This window comes from Lysinibacillus sp. FSL M8-0355, from assembly GCF_038008985.1.
Lineage (GTDB): Bacteria > Bacillota > Bacilli > Bacillales_A > Planococcaceae > Lysinibacillus > Lysinibacillus fusiformis_D.
On the sequence record NZ_JBBPAI010000001.1, the window covers coordinates 1761784 to 1787833 of the forward strand.

22 protein-coding genes and 1 riboswitch are annotated in these 26050 nt (G+C 40.3%); of the genes, 19 read left to right on the forward strand and 3 right to left on the reverse strand.

Annotated elements, in window-relative coordinates:
* Nucleotides 1–124: 124 nt before the first annotated feature.
* From MKY46_RS08380 to MKY46_RS08390, 3 genes are all read left to right on the forward strand, one after another.
* Nucleotides 125–1003, forward strand: a complete 879-nt coding sequence (locus MKY46_RS08380) for a LysR family transcriptional regulator (RefSeq protein ID WP_036123002.1) — start codon at nucleotides 125–127, stop codon at nucleotides 1001–1003.
* A gap of 74 nt (nucleotides 1004–1077) precedes the next feature.
* Nucleotides 1078–1752: a phosphopantothenoylcysteine decarboxylase domain-containing protein gene (locus tag MKY46_RS08385; protein WP_036123004.1), complete on the forward strand. Its 675-nt coding sequence runs from the start codon at nucleotides 1078–1080 to the stop codon at nucleotides 1750–1752.
* Nucleotides 1753–1962: 210 nt separating this feature from the next.
* A riboswitch (SAM riboswitch) is annotated at nucleotides 1963–2059 on the forward strand.
* 69 nt (nucleotides 2060–2128) lie between these two features.
* Nucleotides 2129–2284, forward strand: a complete 156-nt coding sequence (locus MKY46_RS08390; RefSeq protein ID WP_080717081.1) for a YezD family protein — start codon at nucleotides 2129–2131, stop codon at nucleotides 2282–2284.
* Between the two features lie 82 nt (nucleotides 2285–2366).
* Here MKY46_RS08390 and MKY46_RS08395 read toward each other — a convergent pair whose 3' ends face one another.
* On the reverse strand, nucleotides 2367–2852 hold the full coding sequence (locus MKY46_RS08395; protein WP_036123007.1) for a flavin reductase family protein: 486 nt from the start codon (nucleotides 2850–2852) through the stop codon (nucleotides 2367–2369).
* Between the two features lie 158 nt (nucleotides 2853–3010).
* On the opposite strand from MKY46_RS08395, the gene MKY46_RS08400 reads away from it, so the two are divergent.
* Complete coding sequence (locus MKY46_RS08400; protein WP_101966835.1) at nucleotides 3011–3796, forward strand: VOC family protein; 786 nt, start codon at nucleotides 3011–3013, stop codon at nucleotides 3794–3796.
* 104 nt (nucleotides 3797–3900) lie between these two features.
* On the opposite strand, the gene MKY46_RS08405 is transcribed toward MKY46_RS08400, so the two are convergent.
* Entirely contained in the window at nucleotides 3901–4101 is a 201-nt protein-coding gene (locus MKY46_RS08405) for a cold-shock protein (protein WP_004269397.1), read from the reverse strand.
* Nucleotides 4102–4313: 212 nt separating this feature from the next.
* On the opposite strand from MKY46_RS08405, the gene MKY46_RS08410 reads away from it, so the two are divergent.
* The 7 genes from MKY46_RS08410 (at nucleotide 4314) to MKY46_RS08440 (ending at nucleotide 14938) form a co-directional block, all read left to right on the forward strand.
* On the forward strand, nucleotides 4314–5993 hold the full coding sequence (locus MKY46_RS08410) for a formate--tetrahydrofolate ligase (RefSeq protein WP_101966834.1): 1680 nt from the start codon (nucleotides 4314–4316) through the stop codon (nucleotides 5991–5993).
* 489 nt (nucleotides 5994–6482) lie between these two features.
* Nucleotides 6483–8519 (forward strand): hydantoinase/oxoprolinase family protein, encoded by a 2037-nt coding sequence (locus MKY46_RS08415; RefSeq protein WP_089932528.1) that lies wholly within the window; start codon nucleotides 6483–6485, stop codon nucleotides 8517–8519.
* A gap of 3 nt (nucleotides 8520–8522) precedes the next feature.
* The gene (locus MKY46_RS08420; RefSeq protein ID WP_058844691.1) at nucleotides 8523–10199 is read left to right on the forward strand and encodes a hydantoinase B/oxoprolinase family protein; all 1677 of its coding nucleotides are present in this window, start codon (nucleotides 8523–8525) and stop codon (nucleotides 10197–10199) included.
* An 11-nt stretch (nucleotides 10200–10210) separates the two neighbouring features.
* Nucleotides 10211–10963 (forward strand): IclR family transcriptional regulator, encoded by a 753-nt coding sequence (locus tag MKY46_RS08425; RefSeq protein ID WP_036123024.1) that lies wholly within the window; start codon nucleotides 10211–10213, stop codon nucleotides 10961–10963.
* Nucleotides 10964–10985: 22 nt separating this feature from the next.
* Nucleotides 10986–12560, forward strand: coding sequence for an OPT/YSL family transporter (locus MKY46_RS08430; RefSeq protein WP_036123027.1), 1575 nt, complete (start codon nucleotides 10986–10988; stop codon nucleotides 12558–12560).
* Nucleotides 12561–12574: 14 nt separating this feature from the next.
* Nucleotides 12575–13618 carry an S-methyl thiohydantoin desulfurase domain-containing protein gene (locus MKY46_RS08435; protein WP_340833944.1) on the forward strand — a complete coding sequence of 348 codons (1044 nt, stop codon included), beginning with the start codon at nucleotides 12575–12577 and terminating at the stop codon, nucleotides 13616–13618.
* 705 nt (nucleotides 13619–14323) lie between these two features.
* A complete protein-coding gene (locus MKY46_RS08440; RefSeq protein WP_058844723.1) occupies nucleotides 14324–14938 on the forward strand; it encodes an HD domain-containing protein in 615 nt (204 codons plus the stop codon).
* A 19-nt stretch (nucleotides 14939–14957) separates the two neighbouring features.
* Here the strand turns inward: MKY46_RS08440 and MKY46_RS08445 are convergent, their stop codons facing one another.
* Entirely contained in the window at nucleotides 14958–15287 is a 330-nt protein-coding gene (locus MKY46_RS08445) for a hypothetical protein (protein WP_058844693.1), read from the reverse strand.
* Between the two features lie 784 nt (nucleotides 15288–16071).
* Between MKY46_RS08445 and MKY46_RS08450 the strand changes: the two genes are divergently transcribed.
* The 8 genes from MKY46_RS08450 to MKY46_RS08485 all read left to right on the forward strand — a co-directional run bounded on the left by MKY46_RS08450 (nucleotide 16072) and on the right by MKY46_RS08485 (nucleotide 26011).
* Nucleotides 16072–17958 (forward strand): ABC-F family ATP-binding cassette domain-containing protein, encoded by a 1887-nt coding sequence (locus tag MKY46_RS08450; protein WP_036121545.1) that lies wholly within the window; start codon nucleotides 16072–16074, stop codon nucleotides 17956–17958.
* A 12-nt stretch (nucleotides 17959–17970) separates the two neighbouring features.
* Nucleotides 17971–19098, forward strand: a complete 1128-nt coding sequence (locus MKY46_RS08455) for a conserved virulence factor C family protein (RefSeq protein WP_340833945.1) — start codon at nucleotides 17971–17973, stop codon at nucleotides 19096–19098.
* A 386-nt stretch (nucleotides 19099–19484) separates the two neighbouring features.
* Nucleotides 19485–20717 carry a M20 family metallopeptidase gene (locus tag MKY46_RS08460; protein ID WP_340833947.1) on the forward strand — a complete coding sequence of 411 codons (1233 nt, stop codon included), beginning with the start codon at nucleotides 19485–19487 and terminating at the stop codon, nucleotides 20715–20717.
* Complete coding sequence (locus MKY46_RS08465) at nucleotides 20714–21802, forward strand: tartrate dehydrogenase (RefSeq protein WP_101966828.1); 1089 nt, start codon at nucleotides 20714–20716, stop codon at nucleotides 21800–21802. Before MKY46_RS08460 ends, MKY46_RS08465 begins: the two co-directional genes overlap by 4 nt.
* A 1-nt stretch (nucleotide 21803) precedes the next feature.
* A complete protein-coding gene (locus MKY46_RS08470; RefSeq protein WP_036127354.1) occupies nucleotides 21804–22550 on the forward strand; it encodes an SDR family NAD(P)-dependent oxidoreductase in 747 nt (248 codons plus the stop codon).
* 10 nt (nucleotides 22551–22560) lie between these two features.
* Entirely contained in the window at nucleotides 22561–24015 is a 1455-nt protein-coding gene (locus MKY46_RS08475) for an aldehyde dehydrogenase family protein (RefSeq protein ID WP_340833949.1), read from the forward strand.
* Nucleotides 24016–24030: 15 nt separating this feature from the next.
* A complete protein-coding gene (locus tag MKY46_RS08480; protein ID WP_036123040.1) occupies nucleotides 24031–25065 on the forward strand; it encodes an ABC transporter ATP-binding protein in 1035 nt (344 codons plus the stop codon).
* A complete protein-coding gene (locus tag MKY46_RS08485) occupies nucleotides 25034–26011 on the forward strand; it encodes an ABC transporter ATP-binding protein (RefSeq protein ID WP_036123042.1) in 978 nt (325 codons plus the stop codon). The genes MKY46_RS08480 and MKY46_RS08485 overlap by 32 nt, the downstream gene beginning before the upstream one ends.
* The last annotated feature ends 39 nt before the right edge of the window (nucleotides 26012–26050 follow it).

A 26050-nucleotide genomic window follows, 5' to 3' on the forward strand; every position in this document is an offset into this window, starting at 1 on the left:
TACCATCTGTGTACTAAAACAGTTTTTATACTAAAATTTACTATATATCTTGTATTGTGATTAGTAAAACGAATGTTTATAATGAATAGGATTAAAAAAATTCATGTATATAGAGGGATGACGAATGAGCTTAGTTAAATATGAGATTTTAACAAAGGTGGCAGAGGTAGCAAGCTTTACAAAAGCAGCGGATGCACTAGGACTAACACAGTCTGCTGTGAGCCATGCCGTGTCTAGTTTAGAAAAAGAATTTGGCTTTGCTCTCATTCATCGAAGTCGTGCAGGTGTAACACTGACGAGTGAGGGGCAGACCATGCTAAGGGCGATGCGTCAGGTTCTGGATGCCCAGGAATTATTGCAGCAGGAAGCGGCCCATATACTGGGTGTAACACGCGGAAAAGTTCGAATTGGCGTTATTTCAAGTATTTCCTCGAATTGGATGCCAGAAATTGTTCGTATTATGGATCATCAATTTCCAGGGATACAAGTAGAGTTACGAGAGGGAGATTATTACGAAATTGAACAATGGCTGCTAAGTGGGGAAGTCGAAGTAGGATTCTTGAATGGTCAAAAATCAGAGCAATATCAATTTATGGAATTACAACAAGACCCTTTATTATGTATTGTTTCGGATAAAAGCCCTTTATTTCATAAGACAGAAATTGATATTGTTGACCTAGAAGATATGCCTTTTATCATGACTTCCTATAAAGGGACAAATGATGTAAAGGTACTGTTGGAGCAATATCATGTAAAGCCCCATATTCGCTTTGAGCTTTCTGAGGAGGTAGGGATTCTTTCAATGATTTCCCATCATTTAGGCATTAGTATTTTGCCTCAATTGGTCATTCAACATTTACCATCAACGTTAAAAGCAATCCCGCTAAAGCAAGGAGGCTACCGTACCATTGGAATTGCGATGAAGCACCATGCTTCCCCTGTTACCAAGAAATTTGCGGAAATATTAAGTGCTTGGTTAAAAGAGCAAAATAGTACGCTATGATTGTGGCTATTGAAGCACATCCTTACATTACGTTAAAATAGTATTTGTATATATTGTAGAAAATAGGTGAGTGTATGGGGACATTACAAGGCAAAACCGTACTCATTACAAGTGGGGGAACACTTGAAAAATGGGATCGTGTACGAGGGCACACGAATTTATCAAAAGGGACAATGGGCTGTTATTTAGCAGAGGCCGCATTGGCTAAGGGTGCGAATGTAATATATATGCATGGCTACTTTGCACAGCTTCCAGCAAATCACGACAAAATGACATTGGTAAAATTTGAAGGTATTGAGGATTTAGGAGAAAAGGTACGTCATGCGGTTCAGCTACAACAAGTCGATATTGTTATTATGGCTGCTGCTGGCTCCGATTGGGTTATTGACAAGGTTTATGATCAATCCGGTAATTTAATGGAGGAAGCGGGGAAAATGCCTTCTGACGAACCACCTATTATCCATTTTAAAAAGGCACCAAAAGTATTAGGGCAAATCAAGGGCTGGCAACCGAATGTAACGCTAGTGGGCTTTAAGCTAGAAGCTACAAATGATGAGGATTTTTTACTCGCTCGTGCAAGACTGCGTATGGAAGCCGCGCATGCTCAATTTATGGTTGCAAATAGCTCGCAGTCTTTATATGGCGGGGATGAGCCTCATTGGATCGTGCCTGCTGAGGGACAACCAATTAAGGTGATGGGCAAGCAACAGACAGCACAAACTTTAATGGAATGTTTGCATAGGGAATAACGTGATGAACTGTGGAGAAGGTCATACTTCTACACAGTTTTTTTCTTTGCCATTGTGGTTAGATAGACTGACATAGCATACAATACGATAGGATTATGAGTGAATTGTAACAGAGAGGATGCTATTACAAAGTATTCAGCTAGGTTTTCTAATATTTTATATTGACATTCGGATAACAGAATTATAGAATTATTTTCAAGAAATGCAGTACTCTTATCAAGAGAGGTGGAGGGACTTGGCCCCATGAAGCCTCGGCAACCGAGAAGATAGGTGCCAAATCCAACAGATGGTGTCTGAGAGATAGGAGGGGCTATCAATCGGTTTGATGCGTTGGCCTCTTTTGTACAACTAGGAGAATAAAGAGGGGGTGTATCGTATGGCTCAATCGGCAAAGGTAGATGATAAAAAATTAGAGGCAATTGCTAAGGCAATTCAAAATCTTGAATTTGGTGAAGTGAATATTACGATTCAAGATGGTGTGATTGTGCAAATTAATAGGCTTGAAAAGCAGAGATTTCCACAGAAGAAATAATGCTCATTTCAGTTGAACGATGTGAAAAGGCCACTAATAAGCATGGTTTCCATTGCTTACAAGTGGCTCTTTTTTATGGAAATTAGCTATAAAAGCTTTTTGGAATTGGACCGATATGACGACGATGATAGAGAAGGGGTTCTTTTTGAGAATTTGTAATGTCTAGCACTTGCCCAATAAAAATAGTATGATCGCCTGCATCTATTTGCTGAAATGATTTACATTGTAAAATAGCTGCTGTATCATGTAAAATCGGTAGCCCAAAAGTAGAAGTAGACCATTTAGCTTGAGCAAAGCGATCCGGGACTTTACTTGCAAATAATGTACATAAATGTTCTTGATTACTCGCTAAAATATTGACAGCGAATTTTTCCGCACCCATAAAGTAAGAATGGAGCTGAGATTTTTTATCAAGTGACCATAAAATAAGTAGTGGGTCAATGGAAACAGATGCAAAAGAATTGACTGTTAAGCCAATTGGATTCGTTTCATGACATGCTGTCACAACCGTTACACCTGTAGGATAGTTACCTAATGCCAATTTAAAAGCAGCTACTTGATCTGTCATTCAAATCACCTCTTTATAGTTAGTCATAAATTAGTTAACGGAGTTAGTAGGTAAATTGCACTTTTTTTCATACCATATAGTAACTCCTTTTCTTAAGTAAATTTTAAATCAATTAAACATCCAGGTAAAGCTAATGGGGGAAAGAAAGGGGAATTGCCATGACTTTATATTTTGATCATCTGGTACATCAAGTAGAATCACCAGAAAATATAAAGGTTTTCTTCAATAAACGAAATGTCCGTACAGTGAACGGTGGTCAACACACGATGTGGGGGACTTATAATACGCTAAGCTATTTTGGCTTAAGCTATATTGAACAAATCGCTATTTATGATCGTGATTTATTTGAGCAAGCGGCTCTGTACCCTTATTCCCTACATTATACGTTTAAACGTGATCGTGAGCGCCAAGGATTTTCACGAATTGCCTTGCGCACCAAAAATATTGAAGACGAGGGTCAACGATTGCGTGCATTGGGCTTTGAAGTATATGGTCCCGATGCTTGTAGCCGAACAAGACCAGATGGCACGACACTAGAATGGAAGCTATTGCATTTTGGCATGCCCAACCTTTCATTGGATTTTCCATTCTTAATTGAATGGGCAGATGAAGATGAGGAACGTTTGGCACAATTAAAAGCTAGTGGTGCAATCGATGAAAACCAAGCCATCACAATGGAATCTATTCAGTTTTTTGTCAAGGATGTGGAGGAGACGGTTCAGCTTTGGCAAAAGGTATTACAGCTACCCGATTCCGAGCAGCATGAGCAATTTGTGTCACTACAGCTACCAAATATGCGCTTGGATTTTTATGAGGAGACGGCAGCATCTGCCATGACGTTAGGGCATTTAAAAGAAGGACCCATCGGTGTAACATTGAAAGATCCACACCGAACAAAGGAAACATTAGTTTGTCCAGGTGCTTTTTATTGGATTAATAGATAAATTAAAAATCCACTTCAATTGTTGAAGTGGATTTTTATGTGCAAACATGTCAAAAAGCGGATTGAGCACTATTCATCTACCTCATCCACTTTCAATTTTGGAGCTTATAATTTTACAACATTTGATGCCTGGGGTCCTCGATTGCCTTCCACAACATCAAATGACACCTTCTGACCTTCTTCAAGTGTACGGAAGCCTTCCTCCTGGATGCCCGTAAAATGTACAAATACATCTTCTCCATCATCACATTCAATAAAGCCATAACCCTTTTCATTATTGAACCACTTTACGATCCCCTGTTGCATAAGCATTCGCCTCCAATGCGCTTGAATGTAAAATAAAGTTAACTAAGTTGTGCTATCATTGAGAAAATGTGAAAAATTGCATTTTCTCTTAGAACATACATGAATTGAACAAAGATGTCAATTGATTGTCGAAATGCTTGTGTATCTGGCTTTCTTTTTTTTCACAATTAAGACTATAATGGAAATGAACAACATAGAAAGTAGGATGCCAAATGACAACGAAAAATCAACCATTATCAGATTTAGAAATCGCTAGTCAAGCAGTAATCAAACCGATTACGGAAATTGCCAATGCTGCGGGTATTCCAGAGGATGCTCTTGAGCAGTATGGACGCTACAAAGCAAAAATTGATCCTTTAAAAATTACAGCTCAGGGTGAGGACGCAAAGGTTGTGCTAGTTTCAGCTATTAGTCCAACACCAGCAGGTGAAGGGAAGTCGACGGTTACTGTAGGACTAGCAGATGCTCTTCATCAATTAAATAAGAAAGTAATGGTCGCTTTACGTGAACCGTCATTGGGTCCAGTTATGGGCGTAAAAGGCGGGGCAACTGGCGGCGGCTACGCACAGGTTGTACCAATGGAGGATATTAATTTACATTTCACTGGCGACCTTCATGCGATTACAACAGCCAACAATGCTTTATCCGCATTCATTGATAATCATATCCATCAAGGAAATGCATTAAACATTGATCCACGACGCATTATTTGGAAGCGTGTGATGGACTTAAATGATCGTGCCCTTCGTAAAGTGGTTGTGGGATTAGGTGGCCCTGTTCAGGGCATGCCGCGCGAGGACGGCTTTGATATTACAGTGGCCTCCGAAATTATGGCGGTGTTCTGTTTAGCGACAAGTATTGAGGATTTACGTGAACGCATAGCTAGCATTGTGGTTGGCTATACATTTGAGCGTGAGCCTGTCTTTGTACGTGATTTACAAGTAGAAGGTGCCTTAACATTATTATTGAAAGATGCCTTCAAGCCAAACTTAGTTCAAACATTAGAAGGAACACCAGCTATTATACATGGTGGTCCATTTGCTAATATTGCCCACGGCTGTAATTCCATTATGGCGACACAAACTGCTCGCAAGCTAGCGGACATTGTCGTAACAGAAGCGGGCTTTGGCTCCGATTTAGGTGCTGAAAAATTTATGAATATTAAAGCACGTAAAGCGGGCTTTAAACCAAGTGCAGTCGTTATCGTAGCAACGATTCGTGCCTTAAAAATGCATGGTGGTGTACCGAAAACGGCACTTGTTGACGAAAATGTGAATGCCCTGCTACAAGGAATTGAAAACTTAGCTAAGCATGTTGATACGGTACGTACATTTGGTGTTGAACCGATTATTGCGTTAAATCGTTTTATTACAGACTCAGAGGCGGAGCTAGAGGCTGTTCTGAACTGGTGTCAGGAAAATCAAGTTCGTATTTCCCGTACAAATGTCTGGGAAGAGGGCGGGAAAGGCGGATTAGCGCTAGCTGAACAAGTATTAGCTGTGCTTGAAGAAGAAAACAACTTCTCTCCTTTATATGATGTAACGGAGTCCATTGAAGAAAAAGTGCGTACGATTGTGCAAAAGGTATATGGCGGAAAAGATGTACAATTCACTGATCAAGCCAAAAAACAAATTGCTCAAATCGAAAAATTTGGCTGGGACTCTCTGCCAGTTTGTATGGCGAAAACACAGTATTCTTTATCCGACCAACCAAGTTTACTCGGTCGACCAGAAGGCTTTACGATCACAATTCGTGAAGTTATTCCAAAGCTTGGTGCAGGCTTTCTCGTTTGTCTGACAGGCGATATTATGACCATGCCAGGACTACCTAAAACTCCAGCTGCCCTTCGCATGAATGTCGATAATGAAGGCCATGCGGTAGGATTATTCTAATATCTTCTTTAAAGCTGCCCAACTTAAATGGGCAGCTTTTTTTAATGGATAAAGGGGAAAACTTGGTTCCTAGATGATCTCTGCATAATTTGGAAGAGAACTACTATTTATTTTCCGCACGACTCATCGTCTATCTATAATTCAGGCATGGCATAAATGTGAAATTTTAGTTGATTTCTTCATCCGCTGCATGATTGAAAATTCATAAAAGTTAATTTTTTAAAAAAATTTTAAGATTCTAGTGAAAACTAGGATCTTTTTTATGTTCCAAAAAATCATGAGAACTTTCCTTATATAAATGTGTTTGGTATTTTTTATCAATAGTTCTCTGATTTTGGAAAGATAGAGCGGATTTTTACAACGCAGATTAATTGTCAAATGAATTTTTATTTAAAAAATACATTGAATTTTCTTTTTCTTTTAAATATAATTTACTTAATTCTAATTCGGAACACTGTTCCGATAATAGGAACATGGAGGGATGCAGTCTTGAAAATCGCAACAGATATTGGCGGTACTTTTACCGACTTAGTTTTCACAGATGAAAAAGGAAATCTTCATTTTGATAAGGGACATACAACACCTGGTCACTTTGAGGATGGCATATTAAATGTATTAGGACGACATGTTACAGAAGAATCTCTGATTGAATCATTTATTCATGGTTCAACGGTTATTATCAATACATTAACGGAAAGAAAAGGGGGCGTAGTTGGGTTAATTACAACTAAAGGCTTCCGTGACGTCATAGAAATTGCACGTGGGAATCGACCGGACTTATATAACTTTAAATATAAAAAGCCACAACCATTTGTAGAACGTTACTTACGACAGGAAATGGATGAACGCATCGATTTTAAAGGAAATATTATGAAAGCGCTTAACACCGAAGAAGTCGATGAAATCGTTCGTAAATTTAAAAAATTGGGTGTTGAGGCGATTGCCATTTCATTCATTCACGGCTATAAAAACCCTATTCATGAACAACAGCTAAAAGAGGAAATTTTAAAAATTTGGCCTGAGGTGTATATCACACTTTCAAGTGAAACCATTAAAGAATATCGTGAGTATGAAAGAACGAATACAACGGTGTTGAATTCTTATGTAAAGCCGATTGCCCATGCCTATTTAAAAAGCTTAAAAGAAAAATTAAGTACGATCGGTATTACAGACCATTTAAAAATTATGCAATCAAATGGTGGGACGACAAGCTTTGATAAAGCAATGGAGCTACCGATCAATTTAGTGGAATCTGGTCCTGTTGCGGGGATGTTTGGGGCAGCCAAATTAGGGCAGCTACTCAATGAATCGAATATTATTGCGTTCGATGTTGGTGGGACGACGGCAAAATGCTCCCTTATTACAGATGGCAAAGTAAATGTGACAACAGATTACTATATCGAAAGAAATGAAAAATTTGCGGGTTATCCAATTAAAACGCCTGTAGTGGATATTGTTGAAATCGGTAATGGCGGTGGCTCCATCGCACGTGTAGATCCATTTGGCTCGTTAAAGGTTGGTCCAGATTCTGCTGGTGCAAACCCAGGGCCAGTGGCATATGGCTTAGGCAATACACAGCCGACGATTACCGATGCAAATGTGTATTTAGGAAGATTATCATTAGAAAACTTTGATAATCCAGTATCCATTGACAAAGTAGAGGAGGCTCTTGTGGAAGCCATTGCGAAACCGTTTAATGTAACGGCAGAAGAAGCGGCTCAAGGTATTTTAGATATTGCGAACTCTAATATGTTAAATGCACTGAAGTTGATTTCGATTCGTAAAGGCTATGATCCAGAAGACTTCACAATGGTAGCATTCGGTGGTGGTGGCCCACTACATGCGATTAACCTAGCAGAAGAATTAGGTATGAAAAAAGTGATTATTCCATATGGTTCTTCCGTCTTTTCAGCATTAGGTATGATGATGACAGAATACCGACAAGATTATATTCAAACAAGTTTAATGGGCTTTGATGCCAACCATCTTGCGGCAATTCAAGAAAATATTGATCAGGCGATTGCCAATGCCTATGCGGATGCCCCTTTATCAAAGGATCATTATTATTTTGAGATTAATTATGATTTACGATACAAAGGACAAGAGCATGCAGTGAAATTGAACGCATCGACTAGCACGATTACAGAAGAGGGGCTACGCGAATTAGCGGAGGCTTTCCATGTTAAACATAAACAAGAGTTTTCATTTGATTTACCAGCTACGCCCATTGAGTTAGTCAATTTACATCTTACAATCTACGGAAAAGATGAGGCAGTTCAGTTTAAGGAACTAGACTTCTCACAGGTCGACGCTTCCACATGTATCAAAGCACAGCGTAATTTATATGTGAAGGGAACAGGTTGGGTAGAGGTCAATGTCTACGATCAACAAAAGCTCGTACCAGGTTATGTCATTGCAGGTCCTGCTATTGTGGAAAATCCAACATCTACGGTCGTAATCAATGACAAGCAATCCATTGAAATTGATAAATATGGCAATTTGATTGTAGAGATGGAGGGGAAATAAAACATGAAAAAAGACGTTTTTGCAGTAGAAATTATTCAAGATTCATTGCTAGCCATAGGGGACGAAATGTTTGTGGCTCTAGCACGTTCATCCATGAGCCCAGTTATTTATGAAGTATTAGACTACGCTTGTGGTTTAACGGATGCCAAAGGTAATTTAATTAGCCAAGGGAATGGTGTCACAAGCTTTATTGGGATGCTAAGTCCAATGGTGCAACGTGTTATTGAAAAATTCGATAATGGAAAGTTGCATGAAGGCGATGTCATTATTATTAACGACCCATATGTTGGGGGTGGATCGCATTTATCGGATGTGGGCTTAGTATTACCGATTTTTTATAAAGGTGAAATTATTGCTTACTCTGCCAATAAAGCACACTGGACAGAGGTAGGAGGGATGGACCCAGGTTCGTTTACAAGTAATTCTAATGAAATCTATCAGGAAGGTTTACAGCTACCGGGTGTCAAACTTTATCATAAAGGGGAGTTGAACGAGGCGGTCTATGAAATTATAGCAACGAACGTTCGTTTACCAGAGCTTTCAATTGGCGATATGTTTGCACAAGTGGCAGCCTTAAAAACAGGTGAAAAACGCATTGCAGAGCTTTGTCAGAAGTTTGGTGCTGAATCGGTGAAATTGTCCATTCAAAGATTATTGGACAAGGGGGAGAAAATTGTAGAGCTTGAGCTTCAACATTTACCAAAAGGTGAATTTTATGCGGAAGACTTTATTGAAGGGGATCCATTAAAGGGCGGACCCTATCCAATTAAAGTGAAAGTAACGATTAGTGATGAAGAATTTATTTGTGATTTTAGAGGCTCGCATCCTGCGGTCAATGTGCCAGTGAACTGTTCACAATTTGGTTTAATGGCAAGTGTGCGCGTTATGTTCTTAGCTTTACTTGGCGATATTGATGTAATTAACGAGGGTGTCTTTAAACGCTTAACGATTATCACAGATGAAAATTCGATTGTTTCCGCTAAACGTCCACATCCTGTATCCATGAACTTTGAGGCGCGTATTGGGGCTGCGGATTTAATTTGGAAAGCTCTTGCACCGCATTTGCCAGAAAGATTATCGGCAGGGCATTTACAGTCCGTTTGTACATTTATCTTAACAGGTAAAAACCCTGAAAATGATGAGTCGTTCCTAATTGTTGAACCATCTGTTGGTGGTTGGGGAGCAGCAAATGATGAGGATGGTCAAAGTGGGCAATACTGCATGGGAGATGGTGAAACCTATAACCTTCCTGTGGAAATTGCAGAAACAAAATACGGTATTCAAATTGACGAATATAGTTTAAACTGCGATGGTGCTGGTGTCGGTCAATTTAGGGGTGGCTTAGGTGTACGTCGTGTCTATACAGTCAATCATGATGGTCAAAAGGTTTCTGTGAACCTAGGCAGACATCAATTTGCGCCATTCGGTTTAAATGGTGGTGGGGAAGGCTCTCACAACTATTTAATCGTTCATAAAAAGGATGGAACGAAGGTTGGACCAGTAGGTGTACTTGCCAATTATGAATTGCAAAAAGGAGACCGTATTGAGCTTGTTACAGCAACTGGCGGTGGTTACGGCAATCCATTAGAAAGAAGCACGGAAGCCATTGAACGTGATTTATTAAATGAATATATTTCTGAAGAAGTGGCGAGAAAGCAATACGCTTATCTAAACGCTTAAGGGAGAAATAAATGACTGTCAAGACATTAAAAAACTCATTGGATATACTAGAATGCTTTGCTACGACAGAAAACGCATTAGGTGTTCGTGAAATTTCACGCATGATGAAGTTGCCGACAAGTGTTGTGCAAAGAACCATTAATACATTTACAGAAGCGGGTTATTTAATACAGGATGAATACACTAAAAAATATAAATTAGGTTACAAAATGTACCTTTTTTATGATGTGCTATCGAATTCAAAAGACCCACACTCGACCATTTATGAATTAATGCAAAATCTTGCTAGTGAAATGAATGAATCAGTATTTCTTACTTATATGGACAATGAATATGGTGTCACAACAAAAATAGCCGAAAGCAATAAAAATGTAAAGTATGCGGTGTCTTTAGGAACGAAGACACCCCTTTACATCGGTGCCTCCTGTAAGGTGATGTTTGCCTATTTAGAGGAGAACAGACAGCTCGAATTAATAGCCTTCTTTCAAGAGGAACAATCGAAAGAAGAACATAAGTCCTACCTTGAATCATTAAAGGGAGAGCTGCAGCAAATCCGTCGCAACAACTGGTGTGGAACGGTTGGGGAGTATAATGAACATGCATTTGGCATCAGTGTACCATTATTTAACTATAAAAAAGAAATCATCGCATCTCTTACAATTTCTGGTTTGGTATATGATTTAAATGATCAAAGGGAGAAATATATGCTTGAACAGTTAGTGAAAGTAGCTCAGCAAATACAATCACACATTTCAAAACTATAACAACAATAGGGGAGCTGTCACTATGAATAATAAAGTATTACATCCTAGGGCTTTAGAGCCTGTAACGTTACTAATGATCGTCTTAACATCTGTCGTTGGGGCTATTATTGGGATTCAACTGATTACAACTTTAGGGATTTCTGCTAATACATCGATCGTTGGGGCAATATTTGCGATGATTCTCGGAAGAATACCAATAGGAAAGCTCATTGCATTCAAATCCGTGCACAGACAAAATATTATTCAAACGGCGATTTCATCGGCTACATTTAGTGCAGCAAGTAGCTTAATGCTGCCAATCGGTATTCCATACGTTTTAGGTTATGAAAATTTAGTTTTACCATTATTTATCGGTGTTATTTTAGCGATGTTTGTTGATGCTTTATTATTATATAAATTTTTTGATACAAAGATTTTCCCGGCAGCAGGTACTTGGCCACCAGGGATTGCAACTGCTGAAGCTATTAAAGCTGGCGATAAAGGCGGTAAAAATGCAAAGGTATTAGTTGGTGGTGTATTAATCGGTATCGTGGGAGCTGTTCTTAAAATTCCAATGTCAGCTTTTGGGGTGGCGTTCATCGGCAATATTTGGGCGCTGACGATGTTTGGAATTGGTCTTTTACTAAGAGGCTATTCTGTTCAATTATTTAATGTTGATTTAAATGCCTATTATATTCCACATGGTATTATGATTGGTGCCGGAATTGTGGCTCTTTTCCAAGTAGCATTTACATTAATGAATAAACGCTCTGCTAAAAAGTCAGAAGAGTTAAGCTATTCAAAAGATGCTAAAGAAATTCGCCAAGGTTTTGGTGTAGGGTTTATTGCTTATTTAGTCATTGCATTATTAATCGCCCTTTTAGGCGGAATAATTACACATATGTCATTCGGTATGTTAATAGGCTTTATCATTTTCGCAACAATCGCAGCATTTGTCCATGAGCTAATCGTTGGTATTGCAGCGATGCATGCAGGTTGGTTCCCAGCATTTGCAGTGGCATTTATTACACTAATTGTTGGTATTTTAATAGGTTTCCCAGCACCAGCACTTGCTTTATTAGCAGGCTATAGTGCCGCTACGGGGGTAGCATTTGCCGATATGGGCTATGATTTGAAAACAGGTTTCATTTTACGTGGAAATGGTAGTGACCCAGCTTTAGAAAAAGAAGGACGCAAGCAGCAAATGATTGCGGGTATGTTAGCCTTCTCGATTTCAGCAGTAGTTGTTCTACTTTCCTATAAATCTTATTTTGCACAAGGTTTAGTAGCACCTGTGAATCATGTCTATGCAGCGACAATTCAATCAGGTGTTACAGGCGATGTAGCGAAACAATTAATGATTTGGGCGATTCCTGGTGCATTGATTCAATTAATAGGTGGTTCAAAACGACAAATGGGTATCCTGTTTGCTACTGGTTTATTACTGATTAACCCGATTGCTGGTTGGGCTGTATTAGTGGGTATCTTGCTTCGTGTTATTTTCACGTATATGACGAAAGGCAAGAGAGAATCTGAAATGACGGTCTTTGCAGCGGGTGTCATTGCTGGAGATGCGTTGTATAGCTTCTTCTCTTCTATTCTAAAAATAGGGAAATAGAAAGGAGTAAGGAAATGGCAAAAGTATTATCATATGAGGATGGGATTGCTGCAGTTTATGGAGGAGCAATCCTTGGTGGTGGCGGAGGTGGTCTCCTAGAGGAAGGGCTCAAGCTAGTGGAGGAAATCTTTGCTGCTGGGACACCTCAATTAATGGATATCTCTGAATTAAATCATGAGGACTTAGTGGCATGTGTAGCAATGGTCGGCGCACCATCAGCAGCCGATCAATACATTTCTAGCGAGCAGCTTTGTTGGAGCTACCATAGTATGAATCACTATTGCGATCAACGTCTGAAGGGCATCATTACGAATGAAAATGGTGCCAATACGACGATTAATGGCTGGTTACAGTCGGTCCTATTAAATGTCCCAGTCGTTGACGCTCCTTGTAATGGTCGAGCACATCCGACAGGTATTATGGGTTCTTTAAATCTACATGAACAACCAAATTATCAATCCGTACAATTTTACGCAGGAGGAAAAGCTCATTTTGCAGTTCTAGGCTTTGTGGAAGGAACTTTACACAATACGGCAAAAACAGCACGTCAAGCCTCTATTTTAGCGGGTGGGCTTGTAGGCGTAACAAGAAATCCAGTGACGATTGACTATCTACAGAAGCATGGTGCACCAAATGCCATCACAATGGCCATTGAGCTTGGCTATGGCTTTTTAAAGGGACAAACTTTTGAAGAAAAATTAGCTCATGTTTTACAGCAATTGAATGGGGTACACATCGTTTCAGGTGCAGTAAAGAAATATTCATTAACGAAGGAAAATGGCTTTGATGTTGGGAAATTAGCAGTTGGTGATTATCACCTAACTTTCTGGAATGAATATATGACGTTATCGAAGGAAGGACAGGTGCAATCGAAATTTCCAGATCTCATTATGACATTCGATATCGAAAAAATGATTCCTGTGCCAAGCGCAAGTATTCAAGAGGGGATGCATGTAGCAGTTATCCACGTAGACCAAGCTAATTTGAAATTAAGTTCAACGATGCAAAATGAAGCCCTTTTACAGGAAATTGATGTAATCATTCAAGACGTACTGTAAAGAAAAAAGACAAAACAGTAAAAGCTGCCATCATCTACTTGATTGTAAGATGGGCAGCTTTTATTTGTCCTTCAGCGGGAGGGTCATACTTTTTATCAAAATTGTTCCTACTTCCTTTATCGCTTCATACATTTATGGCTTACATGTTTTTCATTCTAATGAGCACAACTCATTGAACATGGTGTTCACAAGCTGTAAACAAGGATCGTGCACGATTTTCATTAATGGGAGGAGCTACGTTCATACATACTCAAATAATTGACTAGAAGAAGGTAACAACCATTAATAAAAAACAATTCACTTTTGCTACATCTAGTGAAATCCTTTTGGTCATGCATCAAACTAACTTGTTGTTCATATTTTTTGGCATGTACATATGGCTATGCGGGTTAAACAAAGAATTTCTAAGGGAAAGTGTTCACTTTTATTTGTTTAGATGATTGGTTTTCAATACGCACGTCATCTTTAAAACAGGTTATTCAATTGTAAGCCCGCTGAAGTTGATGTTCCATTTGTCAAACACATAGCTGTTGTACACGACTAAAAAAATATGAGATACAGAACAAATAGATTGTTCTGTACGTTTATCATATAATATTCAGAAAAATTTGTCAATTGAAATGATGTTGTTTTTTTATTTTTCTACATTACCTTTTACTCGAAAAAGTACAGTATAATCTTATAGGAAAGGAATGAGAGTACATGATGGATCATTTAATGAATAAAGTACGTGAAGTATATGCACAATTTGATGCTAGTCATGATTTTCAACATATTGAACGCGTTTATCAAAACGCATTAGCTATCTTACATACCGAGCCTACAGCAGATGTTGAGGTGGTCAAAATAGCGGTGCTTTTGCATGATGTTAGTGACAAAAAGTATACTGATAGCAAGGAACAGGAAGAACAGCTTATTGCAGAGTTACCTGTTAGCGAGGAAAAAAAGCGGCATATTCGAGACTGTATCGCACAAGTGTCGTTTAATGGTGGAAATGAGCTAGAAGCAACCTCATTGGAAGCAAAAATTGTTCGAGATGCTGATCGTTTAGATGCGATTGGGGCTATTGGCATCGCTAGAACATTTGCTTACGGTGGAGCAAAAGGTCGCAAGCTATATGATAAGGACGAAGATGCACGTACAAATATGTCTGAGTCAGAATATCATCAAAAAAATACTGCATCTGTTACGCATTTTTATGAGAAATTATTACTACTAAAAGATTTAATGGTGACAGAAAAGGGCAAGCAAATGGCCTTAGAGCGTCATCAATTTATGGAAAGCTTTTTAAAGCAATTACAGCACGAAATCGGTCAATAGCACAAAGAACCGCCTTTCATTAGAAGGGCGGTTCTTGTTCATTCGGGTATTTCTTTCGTAACACCAAAATTGTGAAGAATGCGTTCAGTATGACAAAATAAAAGACTTCTATCGCAAATAGCATTTTCGTTTTCACATCGATGGCCGTATCATTTTCTGTGACAGCATCGAATTGGCTAATAGCAAAAGCAAATTGCAGCAAGAATATACCACAAGCTAATGATAGGAAATTGAGTAAGGTAAATATAATTTTCCCCTTCAGTACACTGCTGTTTTTTACATTTTTTTCTAAAATAAACACAGTGTTGGCAATATATAAAACTAAATTTATGACGACTGCAAGCTCCATAAAAAATTCCCCTTAAAAAATAGGATAGTTGTTGTTGACATAACCCTTTTATTGTAATGAATTATTTGAAATTTTCTTAATAAAATCGGCCGTACTTGATAGACAATGTATTTTTGATCCGATGGGAAACCAGAAATAAAACCTTTATTTTTTATGATTATATCCATGGCATATTTGTCTTTTATAAAGATTCTCACTTGTCGATCATCATTTTCACTAAAAATATATAAAAAAAGCACCTACCATCAAAGTAGGTAGAACGACAATGAGTCGGGAAATTTTTATCATGTTACTCTTCTAAAAATGGATTGGAATATTATGTTACACTAATGTTTTTGTTATCTCAAACGGTAATTTTCACCATTGTGGTACATCAGCATAAAAATGCAATAAGTGGCTATAAAGGGCCTTATACATTTTAGCGTGATAGATTAGAGGAATCTATGGAAAATAGATGATCTTACTAGCGTAAATGCTTCTCAAATAATAATCAGGTCTTCTGGGGAAGTGCGCCAATTGCTGAAAGCCGAAAGTATGTAGGAAAGCTCTAATATGAAAATCAGTTATTCCTATTCTAAACCACAGGACATAGAACAAGGAATCATCAAGCTTTGTCAGCTTATGCACACGAATTTACAGGACATTCACCCATCGTAAGTACGGGTTGTTGTTCTTTGTTTACCTGTCAAATGATGTTATGATGAATAATGGATATCAATAATCGTCTACATAAAAATCGTGTGGGCATGAACAATACCTAACATGAAAGAGATGGAATAGTGGAATGAGTCATTTAATCGTACAAAATCTAACCAAAACGGTGGGCGATAAAACGCTTTTTCAAAATATTGAATTTACCATTTATGAAGGAGAGCGAGCAGGCTTAATCGGTATTAATGGAACGGGCAAATCAACCCTGTTATCCATTTTAGCTGGAGATATAGAAGCAGACATGATAACAGTCGATCGTCCGAATAAATACCGTGTTGCCTATTTGCCACAGGAGCCGACATTTAATGCTGGAGAAACGGTTTTACAGGCTGTCTTTGCAGGCGATTCACCGATTTTACAACTCAATCGCCAATATGAAGATACAGTAGCTGCACTAGCTGTCAACCCAACATCCGAAAGTTTACAAAAGACATTGTTTAGTCTGCAACAGCGCATGGATGAAGAGCAGGCATGGGATGTTAATGCCCTTGCAAAAACGGCATTAACGAAGCTAGGCATCGAAACATTCGATAAAGAGGTGTTAACGCTATCAGGTGGTCAGCAAAAACGAGTTGCCTTAGCCAAAGTGTTAATTGAGCCTGCAGATCTTTATTTATTGGATGAGCCTACCAACCATTTAGATGTGGAGTCAACGGAGTGGCTTCAAGAAATGGTGCTACGTCTAAAGGGTGCAGTCATTTTCATCACCCATGATCGTTATTTCCTCGATGAATTATCGACACATATTTATGAGCTTGCAGATCAAACGTTGTATCGTCATACAGGAAATTATGGTGATTATTTAGAGTCACGTGCTATTCGTGAGGAAATGAAGGCTGCCTCTGCGCAAAAGGATCGCAACCGTTATCGTTCAGAGTTGAAATGGATTCGTCGTGGTGCGAAGGCACGTTCAACTAAGCAAAAAGCGCGTATTCAACGCTTTGAAAAGCTGGAGGATAACCTAGAACGCAAATCAGAGGATGTTTCATTGGAATTGGGCCTTGCAACTACACGCCTTGGTCGAAAAGTGCTAGAGGCTGAAAATATTTCGAAAGCCTTCGGACAGCAAAAAATTCTTGAACACTTTTCATTTTTACTACAGCAGGGGGACCGAATCGGCATTATTGGTGCGAATGGTGTAGGAAAATCAACTTTATTGAACATGCTGGCAGGGGAGCTAACACCCGATCAAGGTGAAATTCTTGTAGGGTCAACAGTGAAGCTTGCACATTTCAAGCAAACATTGCCGAAAATGAATGAAAATGAGCGTATGATTGAATATATACGTGAGGCTTCTAATGATATTACCGATGCAGAGGGCGTTCGCTATTCAGCGGCTCAAATGTTAGAGCGCTTTTTATTCCCGCTGCACGCACATGGTACACCAATTGGAAAATTATCTGGTGGTGAGCGCAAACGTCTTCATTTATTACGTTTATTAATGGAGCAACCAAATGTTTTATTACTTGATGAGCCAACCAATGACCTGGATATTGAAACATTGGGTGTGTTAGAGGATTTCATTGAGCATTTCCCTGGCGTTGTCATCACGATTTCCCATGACCGTTTCTTCCTAGACCGAATTGCGAAAAAGTTATGGATATTGGATGGACAAGGACAGGTAGAGGAAACGCTGGATCTATACAGTGAGTATTTAGAGAAGCGCGAGCAGGCAGCTACTGTCAAAGCGGAGGCGCCAAAAGTCGAAAAGGCGAAGACCGAAAAGCCAAAATCAGACAAGAAAAAGCTATCGTTTAAAGAGCAAAAGGAATGGGAAACGATTGCAGATGACATTGAAAAGACGGAAACAGCCATTATGGAGACCGAAGACGGAATCGCGAATGCGGGCTCAGATTTCACGAAATTACAGGAATTAACAGCTAAGTTGGATGAGCTAAATGCTCACTATGAGCATCTGATTGAAAGATGGTCTTATTTAGATGAAATTGTCAACGGATAAGGAGCGATAGACATGAAGATTATTACAATTGAACCGACGCCAAGTCCCAATTCGATGAAGATTGTCGTTGATACAGAGCTACCGTTCGGGAAAAGCTATAATTTTACAAAAGATAGTAAAGACGAGGCAACTGGCGAGGCTGCAGCCATTTTAGCTATTGAAGGGGTAAAGGGCGTTTACCACGTAGCCGATTTCTTTGCTGTTGAGCGTAATGCCAAATATGCATGGGAAGGTATTCTCGCAAGCATTCGTCAAGTGTTAGGGGAAGATGTACAAACACAGGATGAAACCGTTGTAGCCAATGAATTTTATGGTGAGGTTTATGTGCATGTACAGTTTTACAAGCAAGTGCCACTACAAGTAAAAGTTTTTGATAATCAGCGCGAACATCGTGTTAGCTGTGGTGACCGCTTTGTTGATGCCTTTAATCAAATTATTGAGTCGGCAGTAGATGAAAACTATATTTTCCAACGCAAATGGATTGATTATGGTGTACGCTATGGCGAGCTTGAGGATATAGCAGAAACAGTCAAGCAGGAGATCGATGTCACGTATTCTGCGGAGCGTTTAGCAGAAATTGTCACAGCTATTAATAATGATGATGAAAAAGCAGCTATTAAAACAGCTAAAATAAAAGTGACAGTGAAGCAGTTCAATCAACCAGAATGGGAGAAACGCTTCCAGTTGCTCGATCAAATGGCTGATCCAGAGCTAGATGATTTACCATTACTTGATTTAGCCTTACAGGATGAACAGATGTCCATTCGTCGACTAGCGACTGTCTACTTAGGCATGATTGAAGATGTGGCTGTTGTGCCTTATTTAGAAAGAGCCTTACAGGATAAAAGTGCAGCGGTACGTCGAACAGCAGGCGACTGTATGAGTGATCTTGGCCTTGTAGAATTTGAAGAAGCCATGCAGCAAGCCTTGCAAGATAAAAACAAATTGGTTCGCTGGCGTGCAGCGATGTATTTATATGAGGTCGGCACGGAGCAATCTTTACCAGCACTAAAAGCGGCTGAGGATGATAAAGAATTCGAAGTGAAATTACAAGTGAAAATGGCTATTGCTCGTATCGAACAAGGTGAGGAAGCAAAAGGCTCGGTCTGGAAGCAAATGACCGAATCCCGTCAACAATAAACAGGAAAAAACCAGCAGCTGCTGGTTTTTTTCGTTTTAGGAGGGGATAGGGTGGTTGTTCGCTCTCAAATAAAAGAAAAGGTCGCTCATAAGTAGCGTGAGGCTCAGCTCTAAAAGGAGAACAAGTCTTTCAAAAGTAGGATGCACCGACTTACTCACTATAAAATCAAGCACCCCAAAATCGAACCATAAACTCTTCTTCATTCAAAAAATCTATCAAAAATTCACGTAAAACAGAATAATTTGTCATTTTCTAGCGTTTTATTGCTAAACAAAAAGTTAAGGTCATTCTAGGAATCATTAACATATTGTCTAGTTTCATAGAGAAAGGACAATGATAAAATAACATAAATTCAGAATATTCTCTAAAAATAGGGGGCCTTTGCATGACAGTAACTAGTTTGAAAGCAACGAAATCGTATGTGCGTGATCGGGAGGCGGTCATTGCATTAACACAGAAGCTTGTGCGAATTGAAAGCGTTTACCGTGAGAACGATCCGAAGGGTAATGAGCAAGAGGTGGCAACTTTTGTAGCCTCTTATTTACGAGATATTGGCATCGAAACGCATGTAGAGGAAGTTGTGCCAGGGCGACCGAATGTCATTGGCATTATTGATTCGGGCAAGCCTGGGAAAACATTACTTTTCGAAGGACATACAGATGTCGTGACAGAGGGCAATCGAGAGGCTTGGGCTTATGATCCATTTGGAGCAGAGATTGTGGATGGGCGTATGTATGGCAGGGGAACGAATGATACAAAGGGGAATTTGGCTTGTATGATTACGGCTTGCCAGTCATTGCTACTAGATCGAGAGGAGTTTACTGGCAAGATTATTTTATGTATTCCTTGTGATGAAGAGGGGCTAATGCTTGGCATTAAGCATTTTATTAAAAATGGCTGGGCTGATGGAGTGGATGGTGCAATTATCTGTGAGCCACAGGAAAATAATGTATGTATTGCACAGCGTGGGGCCATACGTTTACAAGTAGATATTTTCGGTAAAATGGCGCATGGTGCTATTTCGTGGAGCGGTATAAATCCAAACTGGCGCATGGCGCGTTTTATCGTAGAACTTGAAAAATTGGAAAAAGAGGAGCAAGCACGATTAGGGCGTGATCCGATGCTGAATTGGCCATCTATCACACCAACGATTTTACGTGCGCCGGTTAAAGGTGATGCACAAATCAATGTCATTCCAGATCATTGTATGACGACGCTCGACATCCGCACAGTGCCTGCTCAGGATCATGATGAGCTAGTAGGCAAAATCGAGGCCATTATTAAACGATTACAAGCAGATGACCCTGATTTTAAAGTCGAACTAACGGTGCTTGATAATCGGCCGGCTACTGCAACGGCTAAGGAAGATCCTGTGGTACAGGCTATTTATGAGGCGGTGGCAGAGGTGACGGAGAAGGAACCGAAATATAATGGTGTTCCGGGTGCGACAGATGGTACGTTTCTTCATGTTCATGGCATCCCGATTGTGACGGTCGGTGCTGGAGATCGCGAAATTCCTCATCAAATCAATGAATATGTAGAGCTTGAAGAATTAGCAGAAACAACGGCTATTTACCGTTTAGCAGCATTAAAATTTTTGGTGGGTGATGAACAATGACGTCAATAAAAATGGCCGTCATACCAGGGGATGGCATAGGAAAAGAGGTAATGCAGGAAGCATTAAAGGTGCTGACATGTTTGCAGGAACAGGACAGTTCCTTACACATTGAAACGACCATTTTTCCTTGGAGCTCTGATTATTATGTGCAGCACGGCTGTATGATGCCCGAGGATGCATTGGAAACACTTCAAACATATGATGCGATTTTATTTGGTGCAATTGGCGATGCTCGTGTGCCAGATGATGTCACGGTTTGGCAATTAATTATGCCTATTCGGAAACATTTCCAGCAGTATGTGAATTTCCGTCCTATTAAATCGTTGCCAGGGATAGCATCTCCTTTAACGAATGGTAAAGACATTGACTTTGTCATCTTCCGTGAAAATGCGGAGGGCGAATATTCGGATAGTGGTGGTCGACTGTATCAGCAGCAGCCACAGGAAATGACCATTCAAAATACCATTATGACGCGGATTGGCATTGAAAAAATTGTCCGAGCTGCCTGTAATTATGCCAAGCAACATGGTAAAACCAATATCACCAGTGCGACAAAATCGAATGCCATTATTCATTCGATGAAATTTTGGGATGAACAGACAAAAAAAACGGTGGCACAAAGCTCATCAGACCTACAGTTGAAATCCATTTATATTGATGCTTTGGTAGCCTATTTTGTCGAACGTCCACAGGATTTCGAGGTGGTTGTGGCGTCCAATTTATTCGGCGATATTTTATCCGATTTAGGCTCAGCTATTGTCGGGGGACTTGGTCTGTCTCCATCGGCAAACCTGAATCCAGAAAAGGATTTTCCATCGATGTTTGAGCCTGTTCATGGGTCTGCACCAGATATTGCAGGTAAGGGCATTGCTAACCCCATTGCACAAATTTGGTCGCTTGCCTTACTTCTTGGACATCAAGGTAGAAGCGATTTAGAACAGCTCATTGTTAAGGCGATTACAACAGTGCTACAGGAAGGTATCGTAAAGACAGCAGATATTGGTGGACAAGCGACAACGGCACAAATGGGCGATGCAATTTGTCAGGAAATCATTAATAGGACTTTAACAGCAGGAGGTGTTTAGGATGGCAATCGAGCAAAAGGTGGTCGTAGTTACAGGTGCAGGAGGCGGTATGGGAAAAGCGATTATTCAAGAGCAGCTAAAGCAGGGTAATCAGGTTGTAGGGCTTGATTTATCAATAGATGCACTATCAGATATCGCCCATGATTCATTACAATGTGTTGAAGTCAATGTATTGCAGGAGGAACGTGTTCAAAGCATTTGCCAACAGGTTTTTGACAAGTATGGCAGAATAGATGGCCTTGTCAATGCACTAGGAATTGCCCAGTCAGCGACACCGATTGAGCAGGTCACGATGGATGAGTGGAACCGTTTAATGGATGTCAATGTAAAAAGCTTGTTTATCACGACAAAAGCAGTTGTTCCTTTTATGAAAAAACAGCAAGGGGGCTCCATTATTACAATAGCCTCTATTTCTGCCGTGCGTCCTAGACCAGGCTTACAGGCTTATATTGCCTCAAAGGGGGCGGCAGAAAGCTTTACAAGAGGGCTTGCAATTGAACTTGCATCAAGCCAAATTCGCGTTAATACGATTCATCCAGGCCCAGCTGACACACAAATGCTTGGTCAATTTGCTGCACAGGATGCTGATATAGAGCAAACGAAGCAAAATGTGTTTGTGCAGTCTGTCCCACTTGGGCGCTTAGTACAGCCAGCGGATATAGCAGGGGCAGTCAGCTATTTATTGTCTGATGCGGCAAGTATGGTCACTGGAACGACATTGCATGTAGATGGTGGTCGTGGATTATAGGAGGGGTACGATGAGAAAAATTCCTATGTTAATTAATGGGGAGTGGGTTCATGGTGAAGAAGAGACACACCTAGAAGTTAAAAATCCCTCGACAGGGGAAGTGATTGCACAAATTAGCAATGCAAGTAAAGCGTATGTGGAACAAGCAGTACATTCAGCCCGTCTAGCGTTTGAAGGACAAGACTGGCGTCAATGGAAGGCCTATGAACGGGGGCAGTTATTAATTGAATTTGCCCATTATATTCGACAGCATGCAGAGGAATGGAGTTTACTAGAATGTCGAGACGTAGGAAAGCCCTTATCACAGGCAAGAGCAGATATTGAAGCAGCGGCTCGCTATTTTGAATTTTATGGTGGTGCAGCGGATAAGGTGATGGGGGATACCATTCCGATTGAGGATGGACTATTAAATGCGGTAGTGCTAGAGCCAGTTGGCATTACGGTACATATTGTGCCATGGAATTATCCGATTCAAATTACGGCAAGAAGTGTCGCAGCGGCTATAGCAACTGGTAATGCTGTGATTGTGAAAAGTGCAGAGGATACACCCCTGACAACACATGCCATCGCTGAATGGTTTGCCAATAAAGTGCCGAAAGGGATTTTCCAGCATATTACAGGATTGGGGCGAGAGGTTGGGCTCTATTTAACGTCACATCCCGATATTAATCATATTACGTTTACGGGTTCTGTGCCGACAGGGATAGCGGTGATGAAGGCAGCAGCAGAAAATGTTGTGCCTGTGACATTAGAGCTTGGAGGAAAATCGCCTAATATTGTGTTTGCAGATGCCGATATGGAGCAAGCATTAGAGGGGGTTGTACGTGCCATTATTCAAAATGCCGGTCAAACTTGCTCTGCAGGGGCACGTTTACTCATTGAAGAAAGTATTAAAGATACATTCATTGCACAACTAGCGCAAAAATTCCAAGCGATACAAGTTGGACCTGGGGAAGCGGATATGGATATGGGACCGCTATTAAATGAACGCCAATATACGAAAATCACGGCATTATTACAACAAGCAAAGACAGATGGCTATGTGATTACGGGTGGCGAACCAGTGACGATAAAAGGCTATGAAAAGGGCTTTTATGTACAGCCAACTATACTGGATGGCGTTGATCCAAATGATCCATTAGCGCAGGAAGAAATTTTCGGCCCTGTCTTAACCGTCCTGCCATTTTCCAGCGCAGACGAGGCCATTGCATTAGCCAATAGCACTGACTATGGCTTAGTCGCTGGTGTTTGGTCACAGCATATTGATACAGCTCATTATGTGGCAAGTCGCGTGCAGGCTGGACAAGTATTTATTAATAATTATGGGGCTGCAGGTGGCATTCAAATGCCATTTGGCGGCTATAAAAAAAGCGGAATTGGTCGAGAGAAGGGCTTTGTTGCACTGCGAAACTATACGCAAATGAAAAACATCGCTATACGCTATGCACCACCTAATCAACAGTGAGATGGAGGGACGCATATGGAACAGCCAAAAGAAAAAGAAGTGCTTTTAGAGGTCAATCAATTATCCATCCAATTCCAGTTGAAAAATGGCAAAGAGGCGAAGGTTGTTGAAGATGTAAACTTTACTATTCATAAAGGAGAAACCGTTGCACTGGTAGGTGAATCAGGAAGCGGCAAAAGTATCACCTCCTTAGCGATTATGCGTTTACTGCCCATACCACCAGGTGAAATTACAGCAGGTTCCATTGCCTTAAACGGTAAAAATCTACTCGCCTATAAACAGAAAGAGATGAGCCGTATTCGTGGTAATGAAATTAGTATGATTTTTCAAGAGCCTATGACCTCTTTAGATCCCGTCTTTACGATTGGCAATCAAATGATTGAGGGCATTCGCAGACATCAAAAGGTATCGAGAAAAGAGGCATGGAAGAAAGCATTACTACTTTTACAGGAGGTAGGGATTGCCAATGCAGAAAAGGTGATTGCTGAATATCCTCATCAACTATCAGGGGGAATGCGGCAACGTGTCATGATTGCTATTGCGATGTCTAATAATCCGCAGCTATTGATTGCAGATGAACCAACCACAGCACTGGATGTGACGGTACAGGCACAAATTTTAAAGCTGATGCTGAAAATGAAGAAAGAGCATCAGTCGGCCATTTTATTTATTACACATGATATGAGTGTTGTTGCAGAAACAGCCGATCGTGTCATGGTGATGTATGCAGGGCAAATTGTCGAGGAAGCTCCAGTGAGAGAGCTCTTTTTAAATCCGCAGCATCCTTATACAACTGCTCTCTTAAAAACGATGCCTAGCCTTGATTCAGATGTCAAAAGGCTGCCGTCGATCCCTGGCACCGTACCACCAGCGTATGCATTGCCTGATGGCTGTCGCTTTGCCCCACGCTGTCCACATGCGATGGCACATTGTCATGTGGAGCAACCGGCTATCCATTACATTCAAGAGGCACATAAAGTACGCTGTCATTTATTCACAGAGAAAGGGGAGCTGGCTCATGATGGAGAAAGAAGTTTTGCTGGAAATTAATCATTTAAAAGCCTACTTTCCTGTGAAACGCAAATCGATGAAGGAAGAAAAAAAGGTCATCAAGGCGGTTGACGATATTTCAATAGAGATTTTTAGAGGAGAAACATTGGGCATTGTAGGAGAATCAGGCTCAGGCAAATCAACCTTTGGGCGAACGATTTTAAAGCTCGTTGAACCAACAGCAGGGGAAGTATTGTATAAAGGGCAGCCAATCCAGCATTTAAAGGGCAGTAAGCTACAAAGTTATCGCAATCAAATGCAAATGATTTTTCAAGATCCCTTTTCCTCCCTTAATCCTCGGATGCGGGTCGGCTCTATTATCGAGGAACCGATGAAACTGCAATTAACATTGACGAAGGAACAACGAAAAGAGCGTGTGAAGGAGCTCTTACAAAAGGTAGGGCTACCTGAGGATGCCATGCATAAGTTTCCGCATGAATTTTCTGGTGGGCAGCGACAACGAATTGGTATTGCCCGAGCATTAGCGATACATCCAGAATTCATTATTGCTGATGAGCCGGTATCTGCTCTGGATGTGTCGGTGCAATCGCAAGTTCTTAATCTCATGATGGATTTACAAGATGAATTTCAATTAACCTATTTATTTATTTCACATGACTTAAGTGTTGTGAAGCATATTAGTGACCGTGTGGCAGTGCTGTATTTAGGAAGAGTTGTGGAGATTGGGACAAAGAAGGAGCTCTACGCCAATCCATTACATCCCTACACACAAGCATTGCTATCTGCTATACCAGTCGTTAATTTTGATGAGCCGAAACAAGAAATACTTTTACAAGGTGAATTACCAAGTCCAATGAATCCACCTGTTGGCTGTGTCTTTCATACCCGTTGTCCATTTGTGATGGAAAGATGTCATCAGGAAAGACCGATGCTTCAACATGAAAATAATCATCAACGAGTGGCTTGCTTTTTATATGATAAATAATCAGAAAATTGAATTTATTTTAGAGTGGAGGTGTTGCAG